Raw genomic sequence first — 21,244 nt, 5'->3', positions numbered from 1 at the left:
GAGAAAGCAACGGTTTGGGACACTTGTACCTTAACCGTTGCTTTTTTGTCGAAAAAATCATATACAAACCGATATAATACGTAGACAACAATTTAGCGAGATGGACAGGTGAAGAAATTGACAACAATTCAAGAAATAAAATATCAATTACAGCAATTACAAGAACCGAATCAATGGTTAGAAGAACTAGAAACGGATGAACGAAAAGGTGTGCAACTGGCAATTACTCAATGGAAAAAGCGCTACGCAAAAAAACAACTACTCAGGGAAGACTTTGTCCAGAAGAAATCTTTTGATGATTCATATAAACGAACTCCCAACTGTTTAGTCGCAGGTATTGATGAAGCGGGGAGAGGTCCATTAGCAGGTCCAGTCGTTACAGCGGCAGTCATTTTACCTGAAGGGTGCACAGACCTAGTCGGTGTAGATGACTCGAAACAAATTTCTAAAGAACAAAGACAACACTTTGCACAATTAATTAAAGAGCGAGCTGTGGCTTACTCAATTCACGTACAACCTGCAACGGCCATTGATGAACTAAATATCTATCAGGCAACGAAACAGTCTATGGAAGAGGCTGCTGCGCAGTTAGACGCTGCGCCAGATGTTGTATTGGCTGATGCGATGAACTTGACTGTAAAATGTCCAAGTCATTCCATTATCAAAGGGGATGAAAAAAGTTTAGCAATCGCCGCAGCTTCAATTTTAGCTAAAACTACGCGGGATGAGCTAATGAATGAATTACATGAACAGTTCCCATGGTATGGCTTTAACGTAAATGCAGGTTATGGAACGCCACAACATTTACAGGGACTTGCAAACTACGGATTTTGTGAACATCATAGAAAAACATTCGAACCAATCAAATCAATGTGGAGGGATCGACAATGAATATGAGTACCTTATCCATTTCATCTACAAAAGTAACTTCCACTGAAACACAACCACTAATACTAAAAGAAGGACAAATGATTCATGGTAAAGTACAACAATTATTTCCGGGTCAAACGGCACAAATACAAGTAGGCAACCAACAGCTGTACGCCAAGTTAGAAGTGCCTATGCAGGCAGGCGACAACTATTATTTTAAAGTCAATAGCACGGAACCCGAACTACAATTACAAGTCATTTCAGGACCAATCCAAAGTGCTGAAGGTCAAACTAGACAATTATCACAATTAATGGATTCACTAAATGTACCGAAGACACCCGAAATGAAAGAACTTCTCGCAATGGTAATCAAACAGAGAATTCCAATAACAAAAGAAAATTTATTGGAAGCGGCGAACCTCTTAAAAACTGCTCCCGAGGGAATGAAAGCGGAGGCTTTAGCGACAATTAGTAAAATAGCCAATGCGCGCCTACCATTCACACCTGTTGTGTTCCAATCATTGCTTCAGGCGCAGATGGGAACGATCTCTCAACAGCTCACAACATTACAGGTCGAAATTCAAAATGAGTCGAACTTATCGCCAGCTGTGCGCGAGAAATTACTCGATACACTACAGGCGCTAGCGAATCCGGTGAGTCAGTCCGTAGGTAAAGAACTACTCAAACGAAGCCTTTCACAATTACTTGATCCTCAAGCGAGTAAAGCAGATCGATTTGCTGCATTGCAATTATTAAAAAGTGCGGATATACTTCCGCCACGCACATCATTAGCTAACTTACCACAAGTGCTCGCACAGTTAGTGACGCAATCAGGAGATGGGAAAGCAGTTATACCTTTTACACTAGTAGTAGCACCTGGACAAGTGAATCAAACAATCCCAAAAGCAGTGCAAACCTTATTTCGACAATTAATTCAAACACCTGTTGCGAATCAAACGGAGGTGCAAACGATCGTTCGTAACCTAATGCAACAACTGACAAACTCCACACTTCCAGAAACTATGAAAAATTCCCTGCAAACTATGCTCGCACAATTTACCCGACAACCGATAACTGAATCTGCTAAAACAGCACTGACACAGCAATTTAGCCAAGTGTTTACTACATCTATTGAACAAGCGCTAACGAACCAAGCTGTTGCACCGACTGGTCAAACAGTCGAACAGTCAAATACAATAATTACATTGAAAAACGTCAAAAATTTCCTTAGTCAATTAAACCAGACATCAGTGGCAAACCAACAAACAATCAAAGAAATTATTCAAAACCTGACACAACAACTAAGCAACCCAACACTACCCAAACCTATGAAAAATGCTTTGCAAACGATACTTAATCAATTCACACAACAGGCACCAAGCGACAGTACAAAAGCGACATTCATTGAGCAGTTTAGTCAAACGCTATTACAGCAAGTTAGCCGCCAGGAGTTACCGATGAATAATGGTGCAGCTTCACAACAAACGATTGCGAAAGACGTGCAACAAACCTTGCCTGCGCTTTTGTCACTACCACCTGAACAAGTAGAAGAAGCCTTACATACGCTTCTTCAAGTGGCTGAAAAGTCAGGTAACCTACAAGTGAAGCAAATGATTCAAGCGGCTGAAATGCAACTGTCTCAAGTGATGAATGGACCTATTATGAAAGAGGCAATTCAAAGTGTTTTAAGCACATTAGGTTTAAATTATGAGGCATTATTAAGTGGTAAAGAACCAGATTTGGCCAATCTTGCGAATACATTGAAGCCGCAATTACTCGCCTTACTACATGATCCATCTCTATCGCCGTTGTTACGTGAAGCGGCAGAAACTATGGTGTTACGCATGAATGGTACAATCATTCAGACGGGAGATACAAGCGTTCAACAACAGTTTATTATGCAACTTCCACTCGAACTATTTGGTGAAAAAATAGATGCTACCCTTCAATGGAATGGACGAATGAGAGAAAATGGTCAAATTGATCCGGCATTTGCAAGAATTTTATTTTATTTGGATTTGGAAGCACTTGAAACTACTTTGGTTGATATGCATGTGCAGAATAAAGTAGTCAATTTAACGATTTTTAATAAACAACCTTCGTTGCGAACAACCGGTCTATCATTCCAACCACTATTGAAAGAGGGGTTGGAACGTGTAGGATATAAGTTATCAGGTATTACCTTCAAACCATTTGTGAAGTCGCCGCAACCGGTGGAAAAAACTACAAACTCCTTCTATGCTAATGAAGGAGGAGTGGATTACAAGATATGAGTGAAGAACGTTATAAACGAAAAGAAGCCTTCGCATTATCCTATAATCCAGAAGTTTCTGACGCACCTAAAGTCATTGCAAAAGGGAAAGGGAAAATTGCTGAAAATATTCTTGAACGTGCTGAGGAGCATGATATTCCTATACAAGAAGATCCGAGTTTATTGGAATTACTAGGCCAGTTAAATGTAAATGAAACGATTCCTGAAGAATTGTATCAAGCGGTTTCTGAGGTATTTGCATATATTTACAGATTAGATAAAGAAAAAGGGCGTAAAAATAGTTAGAGTTTAGAGAATTTTATTATACAATAGTCATTCTTGGACAATTTGTGACGGTTTGATTACAATAATAAAGTAGTTAAGTTTCAAGCAATTGTAAATCGAATGGAGGCAGTACTTATGAACATCCATGAATATCAAGGGAAGCAGCTTTTGAGAGAGTATGGTGTGGCTGTTTCGAAAGGCCGTGTTGCATTCTCACCAAAAGATGCCGTGGCAGTTGCAAAGGAAATTGGAACTTTGCCCATCGTGGTAAAGGCGCAAATTCATGCGGGTGGTCGTGGAAAAGCCGGCGGTGTGAAGATTGTCAAAGATCTTGATGAAGTTCGCGCTGTAGCAGCTGAATTGATCGGTAAACAACTTGTAACACATCAAACGGGTCCTGAAGGGCAAGAAGTGAAAAGACTTCTAGTTGAAGAAGGAATCGATATTGAAAAAGAATTCTATATTGGTCTTGTCGTGGACCGTGCAACTGATCGCGTGACGTTGATGGGATCGGCTGAAGGTGGCGTGGAAATCGAGGAAGTAGCAGAGAAAAATCCTGAAAAGATTTTCTACGAAGTGATCGATCCAGTCGTTGGATTAGCTCCTTACCAAGCGCGACGTATGGCGTTTAATATGGAAATACCGAGTAAATTAGTTAATAAAGCGGTTGGTTTATTTTTAGGTCTATATAAAGTATTTAGTGAAAAAGACGCATCGATTGTGGAGATTAACCCACTAGTTGTAACAAAAGATCAGCGTGTACTTGCGTTAGATGCGAAATTTAATTTTGACGATAATGCGACATTCCGTCATAAAGATATTGTTGAATTACGCGACTTTGATGAAGAGGATCCGAAAGAAATTGAAGCATCGACTTTTGACTTGAGTTATATTTCTTTAGATGGAAATATCGGTTGTATGGTCAATGGTGCAGGTCTTGCGATGGCAACAATGGACACGATTCACTACTATGGCGGAGAGCCCGCTAACTTCCTTGACGTTGGGGGCGGCGCAAAGAAAGAAAAAGTTGCTGGCGCTTTCAAAATCATCTTATCTGATCCGAAAGTAAAAGGCATTTTCGTCAATATTTTTGGCGGTATTATGAAATGTGACGTCATTGCTGAAGGAGTCATCGAAGCGGCTAAAGAAGTTGAACTTCAAGTACCGCTTGTTGTACGTCTTGAAGGTACGAATGTAGAACGCGGGAAAGCACTGCTTGAACAATCCGGTATTAATATTGTATCGGCTGATTCCATGGCAGAAGGCGCGAAAAAAATCGTTGAGTTGATAGGATAAGAAAGGCAGGTACAAAACATGAGTATTTATGTCAATAAAGATACAAGAGTCATTGTACAAGGAATTACAGGTTCCACTGCCCTGTTCCATACACAGCAAATGTTGGAATATGGTACGAAAATCGTTGGTGGTGTAACACCTGGAAAGGGCGGACAAACAGTAGAGGGTGTACCTGTTTTTGATACAGTTGAAGAGGCTGTTAAAGCTACCGACGCAAATGTTTCCATCATTTACGTTCCAGCTCCTTATGCGGCAGATGCGATCATGGAAGCAGTCGATGCAGATCTTGAAATGACGATCTGTATTACTGAGCATATTCCCGTGCTAGATATGATCAAAGTGAAGCGTTATATGGAAGGTAAAAAGACTCGTTTAATCGGTCCAAACTGTCCCGGTGTCATTACGGCAGATGAAACGAAAATCGGTATCATGCCAGGCTATATTCATACAAAAGGGCATGTCGGAGTCGTTTCACGTTCTGGTACGTTGACGTACGAAGCGGTTCACCAATTGACGCAAGAAGGAATTGGTCAGACAACTGCGGTTGGGATCGGTGGAGACCCGGTAAATGGCACGAATTTCATCGATGTATTGAAGGCATTCAATGAAGATCCAGACACATACGCAGTAGTAATGATTGGTGAAATCGGCGGAACTGCTGAAGAAGAAGCAGCTGATTGGGTGAAGCAACATATGACGAAGCCGGTCGTAGGGTTCATTGGTGGTCAGACAGCTCCTGAGGGCAAGCGTATGGGACACGCAGGTGCGATTATTTCGGGCGGTAAAGGAACAGCTGTAGAAAAGATCAAGGCGCTAGAAGCCGCCGATATCCGCGTTGCAGCAACGCCATCTGTGATTGGTGAAACACTTATTACTGTCCTGAAAGAAAAAGGACTATACGAAAAATGTAAAACGAAGTAAACTAAAAGGTGTAGCGAGAAAATCCGCTATACCTTTTTTCGTGCGTTGCTTGTAGTGTCGAAAAAAGGAGATTACTATGCAATTTACGTCCCAACAAAAACAATTAATAAACCTTCATTACATTCATCCAGTACCGTTTAATCGCTACTATTTATTATTGGAAGAAAATCCGTCTTTGGACGATCTTGAGTCTTATTCCAATGCACATTGGAATCATTTATTTGACCTTTCGAAAGAGAAGGCTAGTCGATTTTCAGAACAGTATAAAGAAATCTCTCGTTTCCCTCTGATTGAACTGCTGGAAAACATGAATTGTATCCCCATTCCATCCTTTCATCCAGACTATCCTAAAGAATTAAAACAGTTATGTGATCCTCCTGCAATATTATATAGTATGGGGAATCGAAAGCTTTTGAAAAAACAGCCACGAGTTGGAATTATAGGTTCACGAAAGGCGACAAGCTACTCGAAGAAGGCATTAGATTTCATTGTCCCGCCACTTGTGGATCATGGAATACCGATTGTTTCAGGTTTAGCAGCAGGTGCAGATACACTGGCACATCGAGCAGCAATAGACTATGGTGGCGATACGATTGGTGTACTAGGTCATGGATTTTCTCATATGTACCCGAAGAAAAATGAAAAAATCGCACAAGAAATGGCGGAAAATCATTTACTTGTAACGGAGTACCCACCGTATTTTTCGCCTGCTAAATGGACATTTCCTATGCGTAATCGAATCATCAGTGGACTGTCGAATGCACTTGTTATTACTGAGTCAGTCGAAAGGAGTGGTACGATGAGTACAGTGGAACATGCGCTAGATCATGGAAAAGAAATTTTTGCTGTACCGGGAGCTATTGATTCGCCTTTATCTGCAGGGCCAAATAAGCTGTTAGATGAAGGTGCCAAGCCATTATGGAGTGGTTTCCAGATTATCGATTCCTTACTGTAATTTGACTCTCCCTCCGCTAGCAAAATGTTTAAAAGGTTGCATTATCCGTAAAACTGTTATACATTTTGCAACAGATATTCTTTTGTTGAATAAATACAAAGAAATCTCTCTAAGGAGGGAACTACATGGCAGATTACTTAGTAATTGTGGAATCACCTGCTAAAGCGAAAACGATTGAACGTTATTTAGGGAAAAAGTATAAAGTGAGTGCATCACTTGGCCATTTACGCGATTTACCCCGCAGCCAAATGGGGGTAGATACCGAAAATAATTATGAACCGAAGTATATTACAATTCGAGGAAAAGGACCAATCCTCTCAGAATTAAAAAAAGAAGCAAAAAAAGTGAAGAAAATCTTTCTCGCGGCTGACCCGGATCGCGAAGGAGAGGCAATTGCTTGGCATTTATCACATCAACTAGGTGTTGATATCGAATCCGACTGTCGAGTCGTATTTAACGAGATTACAAAAGATGCAATTAAAGATTCATTTAAAAATCCGCGTCCAATTAATATGAATTTAGTAGACGCGCAGCAGGCTAGAAGAATTTTGGACAGACTCGTAGGCTACAATATCAGTCCAATCCTTTGGAAGAAAGTAAAAAAAGGGTTGTCAGCAGGACGAGTTCAGTCTGTAGCTTTGCGCTTGATCATTGACCGAGAAAATGAAATCAATGCATTCATACCGGAAGAATATTGGTCTATTACGACGCAGTTCACAAAAGGTAAGAAAACATTTGAAGGTACATTTTATGGCGATGCGAAAGAGAAAATAAAGCTAACCAATCAAGAGCAAGTAGAAAAAATCGTCAACGCGCTTGAACCAGATCAATTTGAAGTAAATAAAGTAGTGAAAAAAGAACGTAAGCGTAATCCAGCATTACCGTTCACTACATCCTCACTTCAACAAGAGGCGGCACGTAAATTGAACTTCCGTGCAAAGAAAACGATGATGCTTGCTCAACAATTATATGAAGGTATTGCGATTGGAAAAGAAGGAACAGTCGGTTTGATTACTTACATGCGTACAGACTCGACCAGAATTTCCGATACGGCAAAAGACGAAGTGAAATCGTTCATACAAACGATGTATGGTGAAGAATTCATCTCCACTGTACCAGCGAAAACAAAAGCGAAGACGAACACACAGGATGCGCACGAAGCTGTTCGACCAACATCAGCGATGCGGCCTCCTGAAGCTATGAAAGCGTTCTTATCTAGAGATCAGTTCCGCTTATATAAACTCATTTGGGAACGGTTTGTTGCAAGTCAGATGGCACCCGCGATTTTAGATACGGTTACCGCAGATTTCTTAAATGGCGACATTCGATTCCGCGCTTCAGGCTCTCAAGTGAAATTTCCAGGTTTTATGAAAGTGTATATTGAAGGCGACGATGATCAACAAGAGGAAAAGGAGAACATCCTCCCACCGCTTGAAGAAGGTGAAAAGATTGCCTATGCAGAAATCGATCCGAAACAACACTTCACGCAACCGCCGCCAAGATATTCGGAAGCGCGCCTAGTGAAAACGTTGGAAGAACTAGGCATAGGTCGTCCGTCTACGTATGCACCAACGCTAGATACAATCCAAAAACGTGGGTATGTTACACTAGATGCTAAGCGATTTATTCCGACAGAGCTAGGTGGGATTGTACATCAGGCAGTCAATCAATATTTCCCGGATATTATTGATATCGAATTTACCGCGCAAATGGAGCGGAGACTTGATAATGTTGAGGAAGGAAGTATTGAATGGCGTAAAGTAATCGATGAATTCTACCGGGATTTCGAGAAACATGTGGAAGTCGCAGATGCGGAAATGGAAAAAATTGAAATAAAAGACGAGCCTGCTGGCGAAGATTGTGAAAAGTGTGGATCACCAATGGTCTATAAGATGGGCCGTTACGGAAAGTTCATGGCTTGCTCTAACTTCCCCGATTGCAGAAACACGAAAGCGATCATCAAGCCAATTGGCGTAACATGTCCGAAGTGTAAAGAAGGCGAAGTGGTCGAGCGTAAGAGTAAGACGAAGAGAATATTCTTCGGCTGTGACCAATATCCAGAATGTGATTATGTGTCATGGGATAAGCCGATTTCTAGACCGTGTCCGAAGTGTCAGCAGACATTAGTAGAGAAACGTCTGAAAAAAGGTGTCCAAATTCAATGTACGGAATGTGATTATAAAGAACAGCCACAGGGTTAATTAGGCAACTGAACATAACGAGAAAGAGGTATTTGAAATGACACAAACTGTAAATGTAATTGGTGCGGGTTTAGCCGGAAGTGAGGCTGCTTGGCAACTAGCAAATCGAGGTGTTCAAGTGAAGTTGTTCGAGATGCGTCCAGTTAAACAAACCCCCGCCCATCATACAGATAAATTTGCAGAGTTAGTGTGTAGTAACTCTTTACGGGCTAACAACTTAACCAATGCAGTTGGAGTGATCAAAGAAGAAATGCGTCAGTTGGATTCATTAATCATCCAATCGGCGGATCGTTGCGCAGTCCCAGCTGGCGGAGCGTTAGCTGTAGACCGACATGAGTTTGCGGCAAACGTGACAGAGCAAATTCGAAATCACCCAAATATTGAAGTGATTAACGAAGAAGTGACGAAACTGCCAGAGGGAATTACGGTCATTGCATCGGGTCCCTTAACATCACCGGCGCTTGCCGAGGAAATACGCGAGCTGACTGGGGAAGATTATTTATATTTCTATGATGCGGCGGCTCCTATCGTAGAAAGCGATTCTATCGATATGGAAAAAGTCTATTTGAAATCTCGTTATGATAAGGGCGAAGCGGCCTACTTGAACTGCCCAATGAATGCGGAAGAGTTTGATCGTTTCTATCAGGCGCTCATTTCAGCAGAAGTGGCTCCGTTAAAAGACTTTGAAGAAGAAATGTATTTTGAAGGTTGTATGCCGATTGAAGTGATGGCGAAGCGTGGAGTGAAAACAATGCTTTTCGGACCTTTGAAACCAGTGGGCTTGGAAGATCCAAGGACAGGTAAAGAGCCGACAGCTGTTGTTCAATTAAGACGGGATAATGCAGCAGGTTCATTATACAACCTAGTTGGCTTTCAAACGCATTTAAAATGGGGTGCGCAGAAAGAAGTACTGCGACTGATTCCAGGTTTGGAAAATGTGGAAATCGTTCGCTATGGCGTAATGCACCGAAACACGTTCATCAATTCACCGAGAGTTTTGAATTGTACGTACCAGCTAAAGTCTCAACCGACCATTCTATTCGCCGGACAAATGACAGGTGTAGAAGGTTATGTTGAATCTGCAGGCTCTGGATTAATCGCCGGTATCAATGCTGCTCATTTAGCAAAAGGTGGTAAACCGATCCGTTTCCCAAGAGAAACGGCACTTGGCAGTATGTCGCGTTATATTACTGAAGCGGATCCAAGAAACTTCCAACCGATGAATATCAACTTTGGACTGTTCCCGGATCTAGGCAAGCGTATTCGATCAAAGGCGGAACGTGCAGAAAAACAAGCCAATCGTGCTTTGGAAGCGTTAAAAGAATTTAGAGAAACAACAATCATTTAACTAAAAGTGTCTGGGATATAGGTGGAAAAGCTATTATAATTAACTAGAAAGTAAAAATTAAAACTGCGTGAAACCAAGGTTTTGTAACTTGGATTCATGCGGTTTTTTTTATTTTATTAATTTTTGTTCCAGTCTTTTATATTTGCGATGAAACTAATGCGTTAACAGGACGTCTTTTAACATAGCGGATAGGTTTTAGCTAGAATCGAATACCAAATATTTGAACGACATGTGTCAATCGAAAGGTTTTAGGGAATAACTGAACATGAATCCGTTTTCAAAGTTGCCCAAAAATCTATGCTATTGTATAGTGTTTCATGGAGAACATTTGGATTAGACATTACATTCCAAATTATATACGTTTCGTAATATTAAGAATATTCGGTATCGACTTCAATTACTTACAATTCACTGTGAGGTGATAAAGTGGTTCCTGAAATAAATGAATTGGCAGATGAATATGTATCTTATATTCGCCTGGAGAAAAACTATTCATCCTACACTATAAAGGAGTATGAAAAAGATCTTCGGGAATTTTTGACGTTTTTAACAGGAGAACGAATCGATGACTTACAAGAAGTAGAGTATGCCGTAGCGAGACTGTATGTCACTCGCTTATATGATCGCAAATTTGCAAGAGCGAGTATTTCTCGAAAAATTTCAGCCATTCGTTCGTTTTTTAAATTTATTCATGCGCGTTATGGTATCGAAGACCAGGCTTTTCGTTTGTTGTATCATCCCAAAAAAGAGCAGCGCTTACCAGCTTTTTTTTATGAACAAGAACTAGAGAAATTGTTTGAGGTGACTTTGGGAGAAGATACCCGTTCATTGCGTGACCGCGCGTTACTAGAATTGCTGTATGCGACGGGAATTCGAGTAGGAGAATTGGTTGCTATTGAAGTGCAAGATGTAGATTATTACTTAGGAATCGTTAAAGTGATGGGAAAAGGTAGAAAAGAACGCTTTGTGCCCTTTGGAAGCTTTGCGGAAGAGGCGTTGCAAGAATATATGGAAGCTAGCCGACCGCGATTAATGAAACAAAAAAAGCATGCTATGTTATTTGTGAATTTACGTGGTGATCCTTTAACAGATCGTGGTGTGCGCTATATTTTGAATGATTTGATGGAGCGTGCTGCGTTGCATACGAAAATTACACCTCATATGATTAGGCATACGTTTGCTACGCATTTACTAGGCGCGGGTGCTGATCTTCGCTCAGTGCAGGAATTGCTCGGTCACAGTCATTTATCATCTACTCAAGTATACACACACATCACGAACGAACATTTACGTCAAACGTATTTACAAACGCACCCTCGTGCATAGGAGGAAAGATCATGGAATTTCATGCTACAACGATTTTTGCGGTTCATCATGAAGGGCAGTGTGCTATGTCAGGTGACGGACAAGTGACGATGGGTAATGCAGTCGTTATGAAACATACAGCGAAAAAAGTCCGTAGGTTGTTTAATGGAAAAGTGCTTGCTGGATTCGCAGGTTCTGTAGCGGACGCCTTTACGTTATTCGATTTATTTGAAGCGAAATTGATGGAGTATGATGGCAATCTTCAACGGGCTTCTGTTGAACTCGCGAAAGAATGGCGCGGAGATCGTATTTTACGTAAGTTAGAAGCGATGTTGCTCGTAATGGACCAAAAGACGTTATTATTAGTATCGGGTACCGGTGAAGTCATTGAACCAGATGACGGAATTTTGGCGATTGGTTCTGGTGGGAATTATGCATTGGCTGCTGGTAGAGCGTTGAAAAATCATAGTAATGGTTTAACGGCCGAAGAAATTGCGAGAGCTGCATTGGAAACGGCGGCGGATATTTGTGTATACACAAATCATGAAATCATTGTGGAGGTGCTGTGAGTGATGATGAAACAAGAATTGACTCCAAAAGCGCTTACTGCTTACTTAGATCGTTTTATTGTCGGACAAGAGAAAGCGAAAAGAGCTGTTGCTGTAGCCATGCGAAATCGCTATAGACGAATGCAGTTAACTGAAGAAGAGCAAGAAGAAGTGATTCCGAAGAATATTTTAATGATTGGACCTACAGGTGTAGGGAAAACTGAAATCGCTAGACGAATTGCTAAATTAATTCATGCGCCGTTTGTTAAAGTAGAAGCTACAAAATTTACGGAAGTAGGCTATGTAGGACGTGACGTTGAATCGATGATCCGTGATTTGACTGAAGTCGGCGTGCGTATGGTGAAAGAAGATATGCGCGAATCCGTTAAAGAGCAAGCGCGGGTATTAGCAGAAGAACGTTTAGTAAAGCTGCTCGTGCCTGAAGCTAAAAAACAAAGCAATGGACAAAATCCATTTGAAATGTTTTTTGGCCAAAAAGGACAGACGCAAGAAGAAACGCCTGAAGAGCAAACAGAAATCAGACGCAAACGTTCAGAAATTGCTGTGCAATTGAAAGCAGGGCAAATTGAGGAACGGATGATCACGATAGATGTGACAACTCAGCAACCTTCATTGTTCGATGCATTTCAAGGCTCTGGTATGGAAAATATGTCTGGAATGCAAGATGCGCTTTCTTCGCTTATGCCGAAAAAAACTGTTCAGCGTCGAATGAAAGTAAAAGATGCACGGTTGGCGTTGGAAGCAGAAGAAGCGGATAAGTTGATAGATCAAGACGAAGTAGCGCGTAAAGGAATTGAAATGACCGAACAAGCTGGTATTATTTTTTTAGACGAGATGGATAAAATTGCAAGTAGCAACCAAAAATCTTCTGGAGAAGTATCTCGTGAAGGTGTCCAACGTGATATTCTACCGATTGTAGAAGGTTCAACTGTGACGACAAAGTATGGTGCTGTGAAGACTGATTATATCTTATTCATAGCAGCAGGTGCGTTTCATATGTCCAAACCATCAGACATCATTCCGGAGCTTCAAGGCAGATTTCCGATACGCGTAGAATTAGATAAATTGACAAAAGCTGATTTGGAGCGCATACTGCTAGAGCCTGATTTTTCATTACTAAAACAATATGAGCGATTGCTTGCTACGGAAGAAGTGGAAATTGAGTTTACCGACGATGCAATTAGTAAACTTGCGGAAATTGCATTCGAAGTAAATAATGAGACAGAAAACATTGGTGCAAGAAGATTGCATACGATTCTAGAGAAGTTGTTAGAGGATCTTTCTTTTGAGGCTGCTGAGATTGGACCGGCTTCTATCAAAATCACGCCTGCGTACGTGGATGAGAAGTTAGAAGGAATTGTAAAAAACAAAGATTTGTCACATTTTATTCTATAAGCAAGTCGTATCTGTTTATTTAATGATTAAAAACCTTTAGAATATTCAATAAAGTTAACAGGGGATTATAAGGAGGAACAATAGAAATGAGTTTATTAGTAAAAACAAGAAAAATTAATGCGATGCTACAAAAGAGTGCTGGTGGTCCAGTCAACTTTAAAGAGATGGCCGAGGAACTAAGTGACGTCATTGATTGTAACGCGTTCATTGTAAGTCGAAAAGGTAAATTGCTTGGTCTGGAAGTACATCATCAGATCGATAACGACCGTATGAAACAAATGTTTGAAGAGCGTAAATTCCCTGAAGAGTATACGGGTCGTTTGTTTGAAATTCAAGAAACATCTTCAAACCTAGGTATCGAAAGTTCATATACAGTATTTCCTGTAGAGAACAAAGATTTGTTCAAAGACGGTTTGACAACGATTGTTCCGATTATCGGTGGCGGTGAGCGTTTAGGTACATTGATCTTGGCTAGATTGAAGGATGGCTTTGAAGAAGATGACCTAATTCTTGCTGAGTACGGTGCGACTGTAGTTGGTATGGAAATCTTACGTGAGAAATCTGAGGAAATTGAACAAGAAGCACGTAGTAAAGCAGTAGTGCAAATGGCGATCAATTCTCTTTCTTACAGTGAACATGAAGCAATTGAGCATATCTTTAAAGAGTTGGACGGCAATGAAGGATTACTTGTCGCTTCTAAAATTGCGGATCGCGTAGGAATTACTCGTTCTGTAATCGTCAACGCTTTGCGTAAACTAGAGAGTGCTGGTGTTATCGAATCACGTTCTTTAGGTATGAAAGGTACGTATATTAAAGTGCTAAATGATAAGTTTTTAGCAGAGCTTGAAAAGCACAATTCATAAAAGTCTAGACTGGAACATAAGTAGATATTCTAGTGTGATTAACAAAAAAAATCAAAATTTATACTGCATGAAACCAAGGTTCTTGTAACTTGGATTCATGCGGTTTTTTTTTTTTTTATTAGAGTTGTGTTCGAGTATTTTTTTGTATTTTCTTGTCGAAAAAAGATGATAAAATATATTGCGCTAATCGTAGAGATTTATAGCCATTCTACCAAGCAGTTTTGTAAGAGTGTCTGTTTTGGTTTAGTAAGTTACTGAGGGAATGGTGTTAATAAATACTCTGGGTTGTGAGTTGAATTCGTCAAAAAAGTTACTTAGCAAGCGTGATACATAAGAAGTGTTGAATAATCGCGTTGTGTAAATCTGATTATTTACAGTAATCAGATAAACCTTTACTTTGATTATAAAAACAACTATAAAGCATTGGACAAAAATCATTATTGTCAGCTACAATAGACAAAGAGAATGATAGAGAAAAATGTAATATAATTAGTTAATAGAGTGAATTTTGTATATTAATGCGATATTTTGTCGGATATAGAGAGTAATGGACTTGTTTGAGAAAGGAAAGAGAGAAGATAGACATTTATGGTGGTACCATCAATTTACTTGAAAAAGGTTTAGATTATTCATCGGCGAAAGGGAAAGTCATATCTCAAAATATAGCTAATGTTGACACGCCGAATTATAAGTCAAAGAATGTAGATTTTAAACAAGTATTATTAAGTGAAAAAAGAGAAATGTTAGTAGCCTACAAAACAGATGTCAAACATGTAGATTTTACCCATTCTGTTGGAAGTAAAACATTAGATATATCTAATTTGCGCTACCGTCAAGATCGCAATGGGGTGGATATGGATAAACAACAAGCTGATTTAGCTGCAAATCAAATCTATAATTCAGCACTTATTGAACGCCTAAACGGGAAATTTAATTCACTACAAAGTGTTATTAAAGGAGGGCGTTAATTATGGGTATATTTCATAGTTTAAATATATCTTCTTCAGCTCTTACTGCACAAAGATTAAGAATGGATGTAATTTCATCTAATATGGCCAATATAGATTCAACACGTGCTAAGCAAGTAGATGGTGAGTGGCAGCCGTATAGAAGAAAAATAGTAACATTGCAACCGAAAGAAGGACAATTCGCCTCATTTCTACAAGTCGCAAAAGGTACCCACACACATGGATCAGCTAATGGTGTTGCAGTAACGCGTATCAAAGAGGACAAAGAAACGCCATTTAAATTAGTTTTTGATCCTTCACATCCAGATGCAAACGAAGAAGGCTATGTGCAAATGCCAAATGTCGATCCGTTACGGGAGATGATTGACTTAATGTCTGCAACTAGATCGTATGAAGCGAACGTAACTGTACTCAACGCAAATAAGTCAATGCTTATGAAGGCATTGGAAATTGGAAGATAATAAGTAAAAGGAGTAGATGATATGCCGATTCAATCCATTACTGGCACACTATCTGCCATGCCTATTCTACAACCGCAAAAATCCCCCCAAACCCCTTATGAAGCACAGCAAAGCTTTTCAGCGATACTCAATGATGCAATTCATAAAGTAGATCATACGCAGAAAATATCAGACCAATTTACAACTAAGCTTATCAAAGGTGAAGATGTTGATCTGCATAATGTAATGATTGCTGCGCAAAAAGCGAGCATCGCACTGAATGCAACTGTTGAAATGCGCAATAAAGTAGTAGAAGCGTATCAAGAAATCATTAGAATGCCTGTTTAAACGAAAGAAAAACACTAAGCAAACTAGGAGATTTACCCAGTTAGGCTTACCGGGGGATTAGAATGAAGGAAAGATTTGCAAAACTTAGCACGGATATAAAAGTGTTCTGGGATAGTCGCTCCAAAAATCAAAAAATCATATATATTGTAACAGCAGCCAGTGTGCTTGCGCTGGCATTATTTTTAACAGTATACCTATCTAAGACTACATATGTAACACTTTATTCGGATGTATCGCCGTCTGAAATAGGTCGTATTAAAGAAGTGTTGGATGGAAAAGGTGTTATGTACAAAGTGGAGCCAGGCGGCACAGCTATATCGGTACCTGAGAAACAGTTAGACAATTTGCGCGTATCGTTAGCGGCAGAAGGTTTCCCGAATTCTGGTCTCATTGATTACTCTTTCTTTTCGGATAATGCAGGTTTCGGAACTACAGATAATGAATTCAATATGATAAAGCTTGCAGCGATGCAGACTGAATTAGCGAACTTAATAAAGGGTATAGAAGGTGTAAAGGATGCTAAGGTCATGCTTAGCTTGCCGACAGAGGGGATCTTCGTCAATGATTCGGCGACAGAAGCTAGCGCAGCCATTATGTTGAAGACCAATGCTGGACAACACTTCACTGAGCAGCAAATTGCGTCACTTTATAACCTTGTGTCAAAAAGCTTGCCTAACTTGTCTAATGATAATATCGTCATACAGAACCAATACTTTGAATATTTTGATCTGAAAGATTCAGGAAGTTCGATTGGACAAAGTGTAACGGATCAAATGAGCGTAAAAAAGACCATCGAACGTGATATCCAAAGACAAGTACAAATGATGTTAGGTACGATGATGGGCCAAGATAAAGTCGTGGTGTCAGTTACAACAGACATCGATTTTAAAAAGGAGCAACGTATAGAAAATCTTGTGACGCCTGTTGATGAAGAAAACATGCAAGGTATTGCATTAAGTGTACAGCGAATTACAGAATCTTTTTCAGGAACTAATCCTGCGGTAGGTGGAACTCCAGAAGCGGAAGATCCAACAGATAATAGAACAACCTATGTAGAAGGTGAATCGGGTAACGGAGACTACGAACGCCTAGAAGAGACGATAAACAATGAAGTCAATCGAATTCGCAAAGATATTGTGGAGAGTCCTTATAAAATTCGTAATCTAGGCATACAAGTTATGATTGAGCCTCCAATTGCGGAAGATCCGACTTCATTAGCGCCTGAAGTGCAACAAGATGTTGAACGTATATTAGAAACAATCGTACGCACAACATTAGATAAAGAAGCGGCTGGTGAACTTACTGACGAGTTATTGGCTGAGAAGATAGCTGTTTCGGTTCAGCCGTTGAAAGGTAAGAACGTAGCATTTAAAGACGCTAAGACGGTCATTCCATGGTGGATTTACGCTATTGGTGGCGTTCTAGTACTGGCTATCGTCATACTCGTCGTTTTATTCTTACGTAAGAGACGTAAAGATGCTCAACTAGAAGAAGAACTGGAAGTTGAACAACAACTACAAACTGTCCAAGTAGATGATATTAATTTGGATCAAGAAACCGAAGCCACTGAGCGTAGGAAACAACTCGAGAAGATGGCGAAAGATAAGCCAGATGAATTCGCGAAGTTATTACGAACATGGATTGCTGAGGACTAACGGAGGGATGCAAGTTGGTTAAGAAAGACAAAGGTATGTCAGGAAAGCAAAAGGCAGCTTTATTGCTTATCTCCCTGGGGCCTGAAGTCTCGGCAGCGGTTTATAAGCATTTAAACGAAGATGAGATTGAGAAATTAACACTAGAAATCTCAGGGGTTAAAAAAGTAGAGTCATCTGTAAAAGAAGAAATCATTGAAGAATTCCATAATATTGCATTAGCACAAGATTATATTTCGCAAGGCGGTATTGGTTATGCGAAAACAATTCTTGAAAAAGCGCTTGGTAAAGATCATGCCCAAGCAATTATCAATCGACTGACTTCCTCACTGCAAGTTAAGCCTTTTGATTTTGCGAGACGTGCAGAACCTTCACAGATTTTGAGTTTTATACAAAATGAACATCCGCAAACGATTGCGCTAATATTGTCATATCTAGAAGCGGAGCAGGCAGGATTGATCCTGTCTTCTCTACCTCAAGAAATGCAAGCAGATATTGCAAAGCGAATTGCAACGATGGAATCAACATCTCCAGAAATAATTAGCGAAATTGAAGCGGTGTTGGAACGTAAATTGTCCTCTACAGTGACACAGGACTTCACAGAAACGGGCGGTGTCGATGCAGTAGTCGAAGTGTTGAATGGTGTCGATCGTTCTACCGAAAAAACAATTCTTGATGCGCTTGAAATTCAGGATCCTGAATTGGCAGAAGAAATTCGTAAGAGGATGTTCGTATTTGAAGATATCATTACATTGGATAATCGTTCGATTCAGCGTGTCATTCGGGATTGTGATAACGAAGACTTACTATTGGCTATGAAAGTATCGAGTGAAGAAGTAAAGGAGATTTTATTCAAGAATATGTCTCAACGTATGGCTGAGTCCTTCCAAGAAGAATTGGAAATAATGGGGCCTGTACGACTACGGGATATAGAAGAAGCGCAATCCATAATCGTTGGCATTATCCGTAGACTTGAAGATATAGGGGAGATTATTATTGCCCGTGGCGGAGGAGATGACATCATTGTCTAATCTATTTCGTTCTGAGCGTACGGTAGTAAACAAAGATCGAGTGAAAGAGATTACAATTCGTAGTTTACTGCAAGAATCGGTTGAAATCACAGAAGAACCTATTACACACGCCAATATTTTCGCTGAACGCAAACAAATGATGGCGGAGATCCAACAACGCAGTGAAATAGCAGATGCTGATATTGCTCAACGAATGACGAGGGCGGCAGCGGATATTGAAGCGATGTATGCTACTTGGACTAGTGAAAAAGAACAACTTCAGCAATCAGCATATGACGAAGGGTTTCAAACAGGATTTGAAGATGGACGTAATAAAGCGATAGCTGATATGCGTGAAATGACTGAAGCTGCAAATGAGACGACAACACTGTCCTATCAGAATGCTACGCAGTATTTGATTAATTCAGAAAGAGTGATCTTGGATATTGCAATTCGTTCAGCAGAACAAATTATTAATAAAGCACTCGAGGATGATGACGAGACTTATTTATCCATTGTTCGAAAAGGAATAAAAGAAGCGCAGGAGATGAAAGAGATCAAGTTATTCGTCCCTACAGAATACTTTAAAATGGTGACGCATAACCGATCTGAATTAGCATCTATTTTTCCTCCTGAAACGCCATTCCTTATTTTTGTAAATGAAGACTTTTCTGAAACAGACTGTATTATTGAGACAAACCATGGTCGTATCGTCGTCAGCGTAGATGAACAATTAAACGAATTGAAAGAACAGCTTGTCAAAGTTATGGAAAGTGGTGTGTGATTTTGAAAAAAGCAGAGGATCTCATTCGAATTATACCTACTATCAATACGTTGAAAAAATATGGTCGAGTTATTCGAGTAGTCGGTCTGATGATTGAATCGCAGGGGCCGCCAACTTCCATAGGGGATGTTTGCTTTATTCACTTGAATGTACCAGGAGAAAGACGTTCAGTAATACAAGCGGAAGTCGTTGGATTCCGTGAAGAAATTGTTATGCTCATGCCATATACTGATATTCGCAATATTTCAAGCGGTTGCCTAGTGGAAACATTAGGTAAGCCGCTCGAAGTAAAAGTTGGTATGAATTTATTGGGAAAAGTACTTGACTCATTAGGAAAACCGATAGACCAAAGCGCACTGCCAAAAGGATTAGCTACTGTTCGTACAGAAAATAGTCCGCCGAATGTGCTAACGCGTCCAACAATCAATGATAAGTTAGCCGTTGGGGTAAAGGCGATTGATGGTATGCTTACAGTAGGTAGTGGCCAGCGGGTTGGAATTTTTGCAGGTTCCGGTGTCGGGAAAAGTACATTGCTTGGCATGATTGCACGTAATACGGAAGCGGATATTAATATTATAGCGTTGATTGGTGAACGTGGTCGTGAAGTTCGTGAGTTTATCGATAGAGATTTAGGCTCTGAAGGCTTGAAAAAGACAATCGTTGTTGCAGCGACATCAGATCAGCCGGCTCTTATGCGGATAAAAGGAGCGTTTACTGCAACAGCTATTGCAGAGTACTTTAGAGACAAAGGTCTAAATGTGATGCTGATGATGGATTCTGTCACTCGTGTAGCGATGGCGCAACGTGAAATTGGACTAGCTGTTGGTGAGCCACCGGCTACGCGTGGCTATACCCCATCCGTGTTTGCTATTTTACCGAAATTACTCGAACGAAGCGGGACGAATGAGATGGGGGCTATTACAGCTTTCTATACGGTGCTTGTTGACGGAGATGACATGAATGAACCGATTGCAGATGCCGTAAGGGGAATTCTTGATGGTCACATCGTACTCGATAGAACTCTTGCAAATAAAGGGCAATACCCCGCGATCAATGTTTTGAAAAGCGTAAGCCGTTTAATGAATCATATTGCAGAGCCTGAGCATAAAAAAGCCGCAGCCAAGTTACGCGAACTATATTACGCTTATGACAAAGCTGAAGATTTGATTAATATCGGTGCTTATAAAAAAGGAACTTCACGTGAAATTGACGAAGCTATTGAATATGAACCTCTAATTACAAGGTTCTTGAAGCAAGGTTACGATGAAAATGTCAGCCTAGAGGATACTGTCAATGAAATGATTGCATTAGCTTCTGGGGGTGGAGGTAGATGACATCTTATAAATATCGTTTTGAAAAAGTGTTGACAGTGCGTGAACAAGAGCGTGACGAAACTGAAATGGCCTATAAAGAAGCTATTCAGCAATTTGAGGAAGTAGCAACTGTGCTATACGACCAAATGAAAAAGAAGGAAGAAACATTAAAAGAACAGCAACTACGAATGGCTACAGGTTTCTCCATAGATAATTTACATCACTATTCTCGATATATCGACATGTTAGAAATGCAAATAGATCAAACGCAGCAAGAAGTGATTAACTCTCGATCAAAAATGAATTGGTATGAATCACAGCTTCTGGAAAAGAATATTGAAGTAAAAAAGTTTGAGAAAATGAAAGAAATAGGTAAACAACAATATGATGCCGAGATGGAATATGTGGAAGCAAATTTAATGGATGAACTGTCGACGATAAAATTTCGCTCAAAAGAAGATAGGTGGTAA

At 40.1% G+C, this 21,244-nt stretch carries 20 protein-coding genes; all 20 read left to right on the top strand.

Annotation, left to right across the window (positions count from 1 at the left end):
• The first annotated feature begins 117 nt into the window (after nt 1-117).
• The 20 genes from CSV79_RS00815 to fliJ all read left to right on the top strand — a co-directional run bounded on the left by CSV79_RS00815 (nt 118) and on the right by fliJ (nt 21,244).
• On the top strand, nt 118-891 hold the full coding sequence (locus CSV79_RS00815; protein WP_099687133.1) for a ribonuclease HII: 774 nt from the start codon (nt 118-120) through the stop codon (nt 889-891).
• Nucleotides 888-3,143 (top strand): L,D-transpeptidase family protein, encoded by a 2,256-nt coding sequence (locus tag CSV79_RS00810; RefSeq protein WP_099687132.1) that lies wholly within the window; start codon nt 888-890, stop codon nt 3,141-3,143. Before CSV79_RS00815 ends, CSV79_RS00810 begins: the two co-directional genes overlap by 4 nt.
• A complete protein-coding gene (locus tag CSV79_RS00805; protein WP_099687131.1) occupies nt 3,140-3,427 on the top strand; it encodes an EscU/YscU/HrcU family type III secretion system export apparatus switch protein in 288 nt (95 codons plus the stop codon). Before CSV79_RS00810 ends, CSV79_RS00805 begins: the two co-directional genes overlap by 4 nt.
• Nucleotides 3,428-3,541: 114 nt before the next feature.
• The gene (sucC, locus tag CSV79_RS00800) at nt 3,542-4,702 is read left to right on the top strand and encodes an ADP-forming succinate--CoA ligase subunit beta (protein ID WP_099687130.1); all 1,161 of its coding nucleotides are present in this window, start codon (nt 3,542-3,544) and stop codon (nt 4,700-4,702) included.
• 18 nt (nt 4,703-4,720) lie between these two features.
• Nucleotides 4,721-5,623: a succinate--CoA ligase subunit alpha gene (gene sucD / locus CSV79_RS00795; RefSeq protein WP_099687129.1), complete on the top strand. Its 903-nt coding sequence runs from the start codon at nt 4,721-4,723 to the stop codon at nt 5,621-5,623.
• A gap of 76 nt (nt 5,624-5,699) precedes the next feature.
• Nucleotides 5,700-6,578, top strand: coding sequence for a DNA-processing protein DprA (gene dprA, locus CSV79_RS00790; protein WP_099687128.1), 879 nt, complete (start codon nt 5,700-5,702; stop codon nt 6,576-6,578).
• A 125-nt stretch (nt 6,579-6,703) separates the two neighbouring features.
• Nucleotides 6,704-8,779 (top strand): type I DNA topoisomerase, encoded by a 2,076-nt coding sequence (gene topA, locus CSV79_RS00785; RefSeq protein WP_099687127.1) that lies wholly within the window; start codon nt 6,704-6,706, stop codon nt 8,777-8,779.
• Nucleotides 8,780-8,816: 37 nt separating this feature from the next.
• The gene (gene trmFO, locus CSV79_RS00780) at nt 8,817-10,127 is read left to right on the top strand and encodes an FADH(2)-oxidizing methylenetetrahydrofolate--tRNA-(uracil(54)-C(5))-methyltransferase TrmFO (protein WP_099687126.1); all 1,311 of its coding nucleotides are present in this window, start codon (nt 8,817-8,819) and stop codon (nt 10,125-10,127) included.
• 426 nt (nt 10,128-10,553) lie between these two features.
• Nucleotides 10,554-11,453, top strand: a complete 900-nt coding sequence (xerC, locus tag CSV79_RS00775) for a tyrosine recombinase XerC (RefSeq protein ID WP_099687125.1) — start codon at nt 10,554-10,556, stop codon at nt 11,451-11,453.
• A gap of 8 nt (nt 11,454-11,461) precedes the next feature.
• Nucleotides 11,462-12,001, top strand: coding sequence for an ATP-dependent protease subunit HslV (hslV, locus tag CSV79_RS00770; RefSeq protein WP_099687124.1), 540 nt, complete (start codon nt 11,462-11,464; stop codon nt 11,999-12,001).
• 3 nt (nt 12,002-12,004) lie between these two features.
• Nucleotides 12,005-13,396: an ATP-dependent protease ATPase subunit HslU gene (gene hslU / locus CSV79_RS00765; protein WP_099687224.1), complete on the top strand. Its 1,392-nt coding sequence runs from the start codon at nt 12,005-12,007 to the stop codon at nt 13,394-13,396.
• Between the two features lie 86 nt (nt 13,397-13,482).
• The gene (codY, locus tag CSV79_RS00760) at nt 13,483-14,259 is read left to right on the top strand and encodes a GTP-sensing pleiotropic transcriptional regulator CodY (RefSeq protein ID WP_099687123.1); all 777 of its coding nucleotides are present in this window, start codon (nt 13,483-13,485) and stop codon (nt 14,257-14,259) included.
• Nucleotides 14,260-14,837: 578 nt separating this feature from the next.
• On the top strand, nt 14,838-15,227 hold the full coding sequence (flgB, locus tag CSV79_RS00755) for a flagellar basal body rod protein FlgB (protein WP_099687223.1): 390 nt from the start codon (nt 14,838-14,840) through the stop codon (nt 15,225-15,227).
• Nucleotides 15,228-15,229: 2 nt separating this feature from the next.
• Nucleotides 15,230-15,688 carry a flagellar basal body rod protein FlgC gene (gene flgC / locus CSV79_RS00750; protein ID WP_099687122.1) on the top strand — a complete coding sequence of 153 codons (459 nt, stop codon included), beginning with the start codon at nt 15,230-15,232 and terminating at the stop codon, nt 15,686-15,688.
• A 21-nt stretch (nt 15,689-15,709) separates the two neighbouring features.
• Nucleotides 15,710-16,015, top strand: coding sequence for a flagellar hook-basal body complex protein FliE (fliE, locus tag CSV79_RS00745; RefSeq protein WP_099687121.1), 306 nt, complete (start codon nt 15,710-15,712; stop codon nt 16,013-16,015).
• A gap of 62 nt (nt 16,016-16,077) precedes the next feature.
• The gene (gene fliF, locus CSV79_RS00740; protein WP_099687120.1) at nt 16,078-17,670 is read left to right on the top strand and encodes a flagellar basal-body MS-ring/collar protein FliF; all 1,593 of its coding nucleotides are present in this window, start codon (nt 16,078-16,080) and stop codon (nt 17,668-17,670) included.
• Nucleotides 17,671-17,684: 14 nt separating this feature from the next.
• Nucleotides 17,685-18,698 (top strand): flagellar motor switch protein FliG, encoded by a 1,014-nt coding sequence (gene fliG, locus CSV79_RS00735; protein WP_099687119.1) that lies wholly within the window; start codon nt 17,685-17,687, stop codon nt 18,696-18,698.
• Nucleotides 18,691-19,461: a flagellar assembly protein FliH gene (gene fliH, locus CSV79_RS00730; RefSeq protein ID WP_158232435.1), complete on the top strand. Its 771-nt coding sequence runs from the start codon at nt 18,691-18,693 to the stop codon at nt 19,459-19,461. The genes fliG and fliH overlap by 8 nt, the downstream gene beginning before the upstream one ends.
• Nucleotides 19,458-20,795 (top strand): flagellar protein export ATPase FliI, encoded by a 1,338-nt coding sequence (gene fliI, locus CSV79_RS00725; RefSeq protein ID WP_099687117.1) that lies wholly within the window; start codon nt 19,458-19,460, stop codon nt 20,793-20,795. Before fliH ends, fliI begins: the two co-directional genes overlap by 4 nt.
• Nucleotides 20,792-21,244, top strand: a complete 453-nt coding sequence (gene fliJ / locus CSV79_RS00720; RefSeq protein WP_099687116.1) for a flagellar export protein FliJ — start codon at nt 20,792-20,794, stop codon at nt 21,242-21,244. The genes fliI and fliJ overlap by 4 nt, the downstream gene beginning before the upstream one ends.

The sequence above is a fragment of the Sporosarcina sp. P13 genome (assembly GCF_002743055.1).
In the GTDB taxonomy this organism is placed as follows: domain Bacteria; phylum Bacillota; class Bacilli; order Bacillales_A; family Planococcaceae; genus Sporosarcina.
Note: the sequence above shows the minus strand (reverse complement) of the source record. Positions and strands in the feature narration are given on the sequence as shown.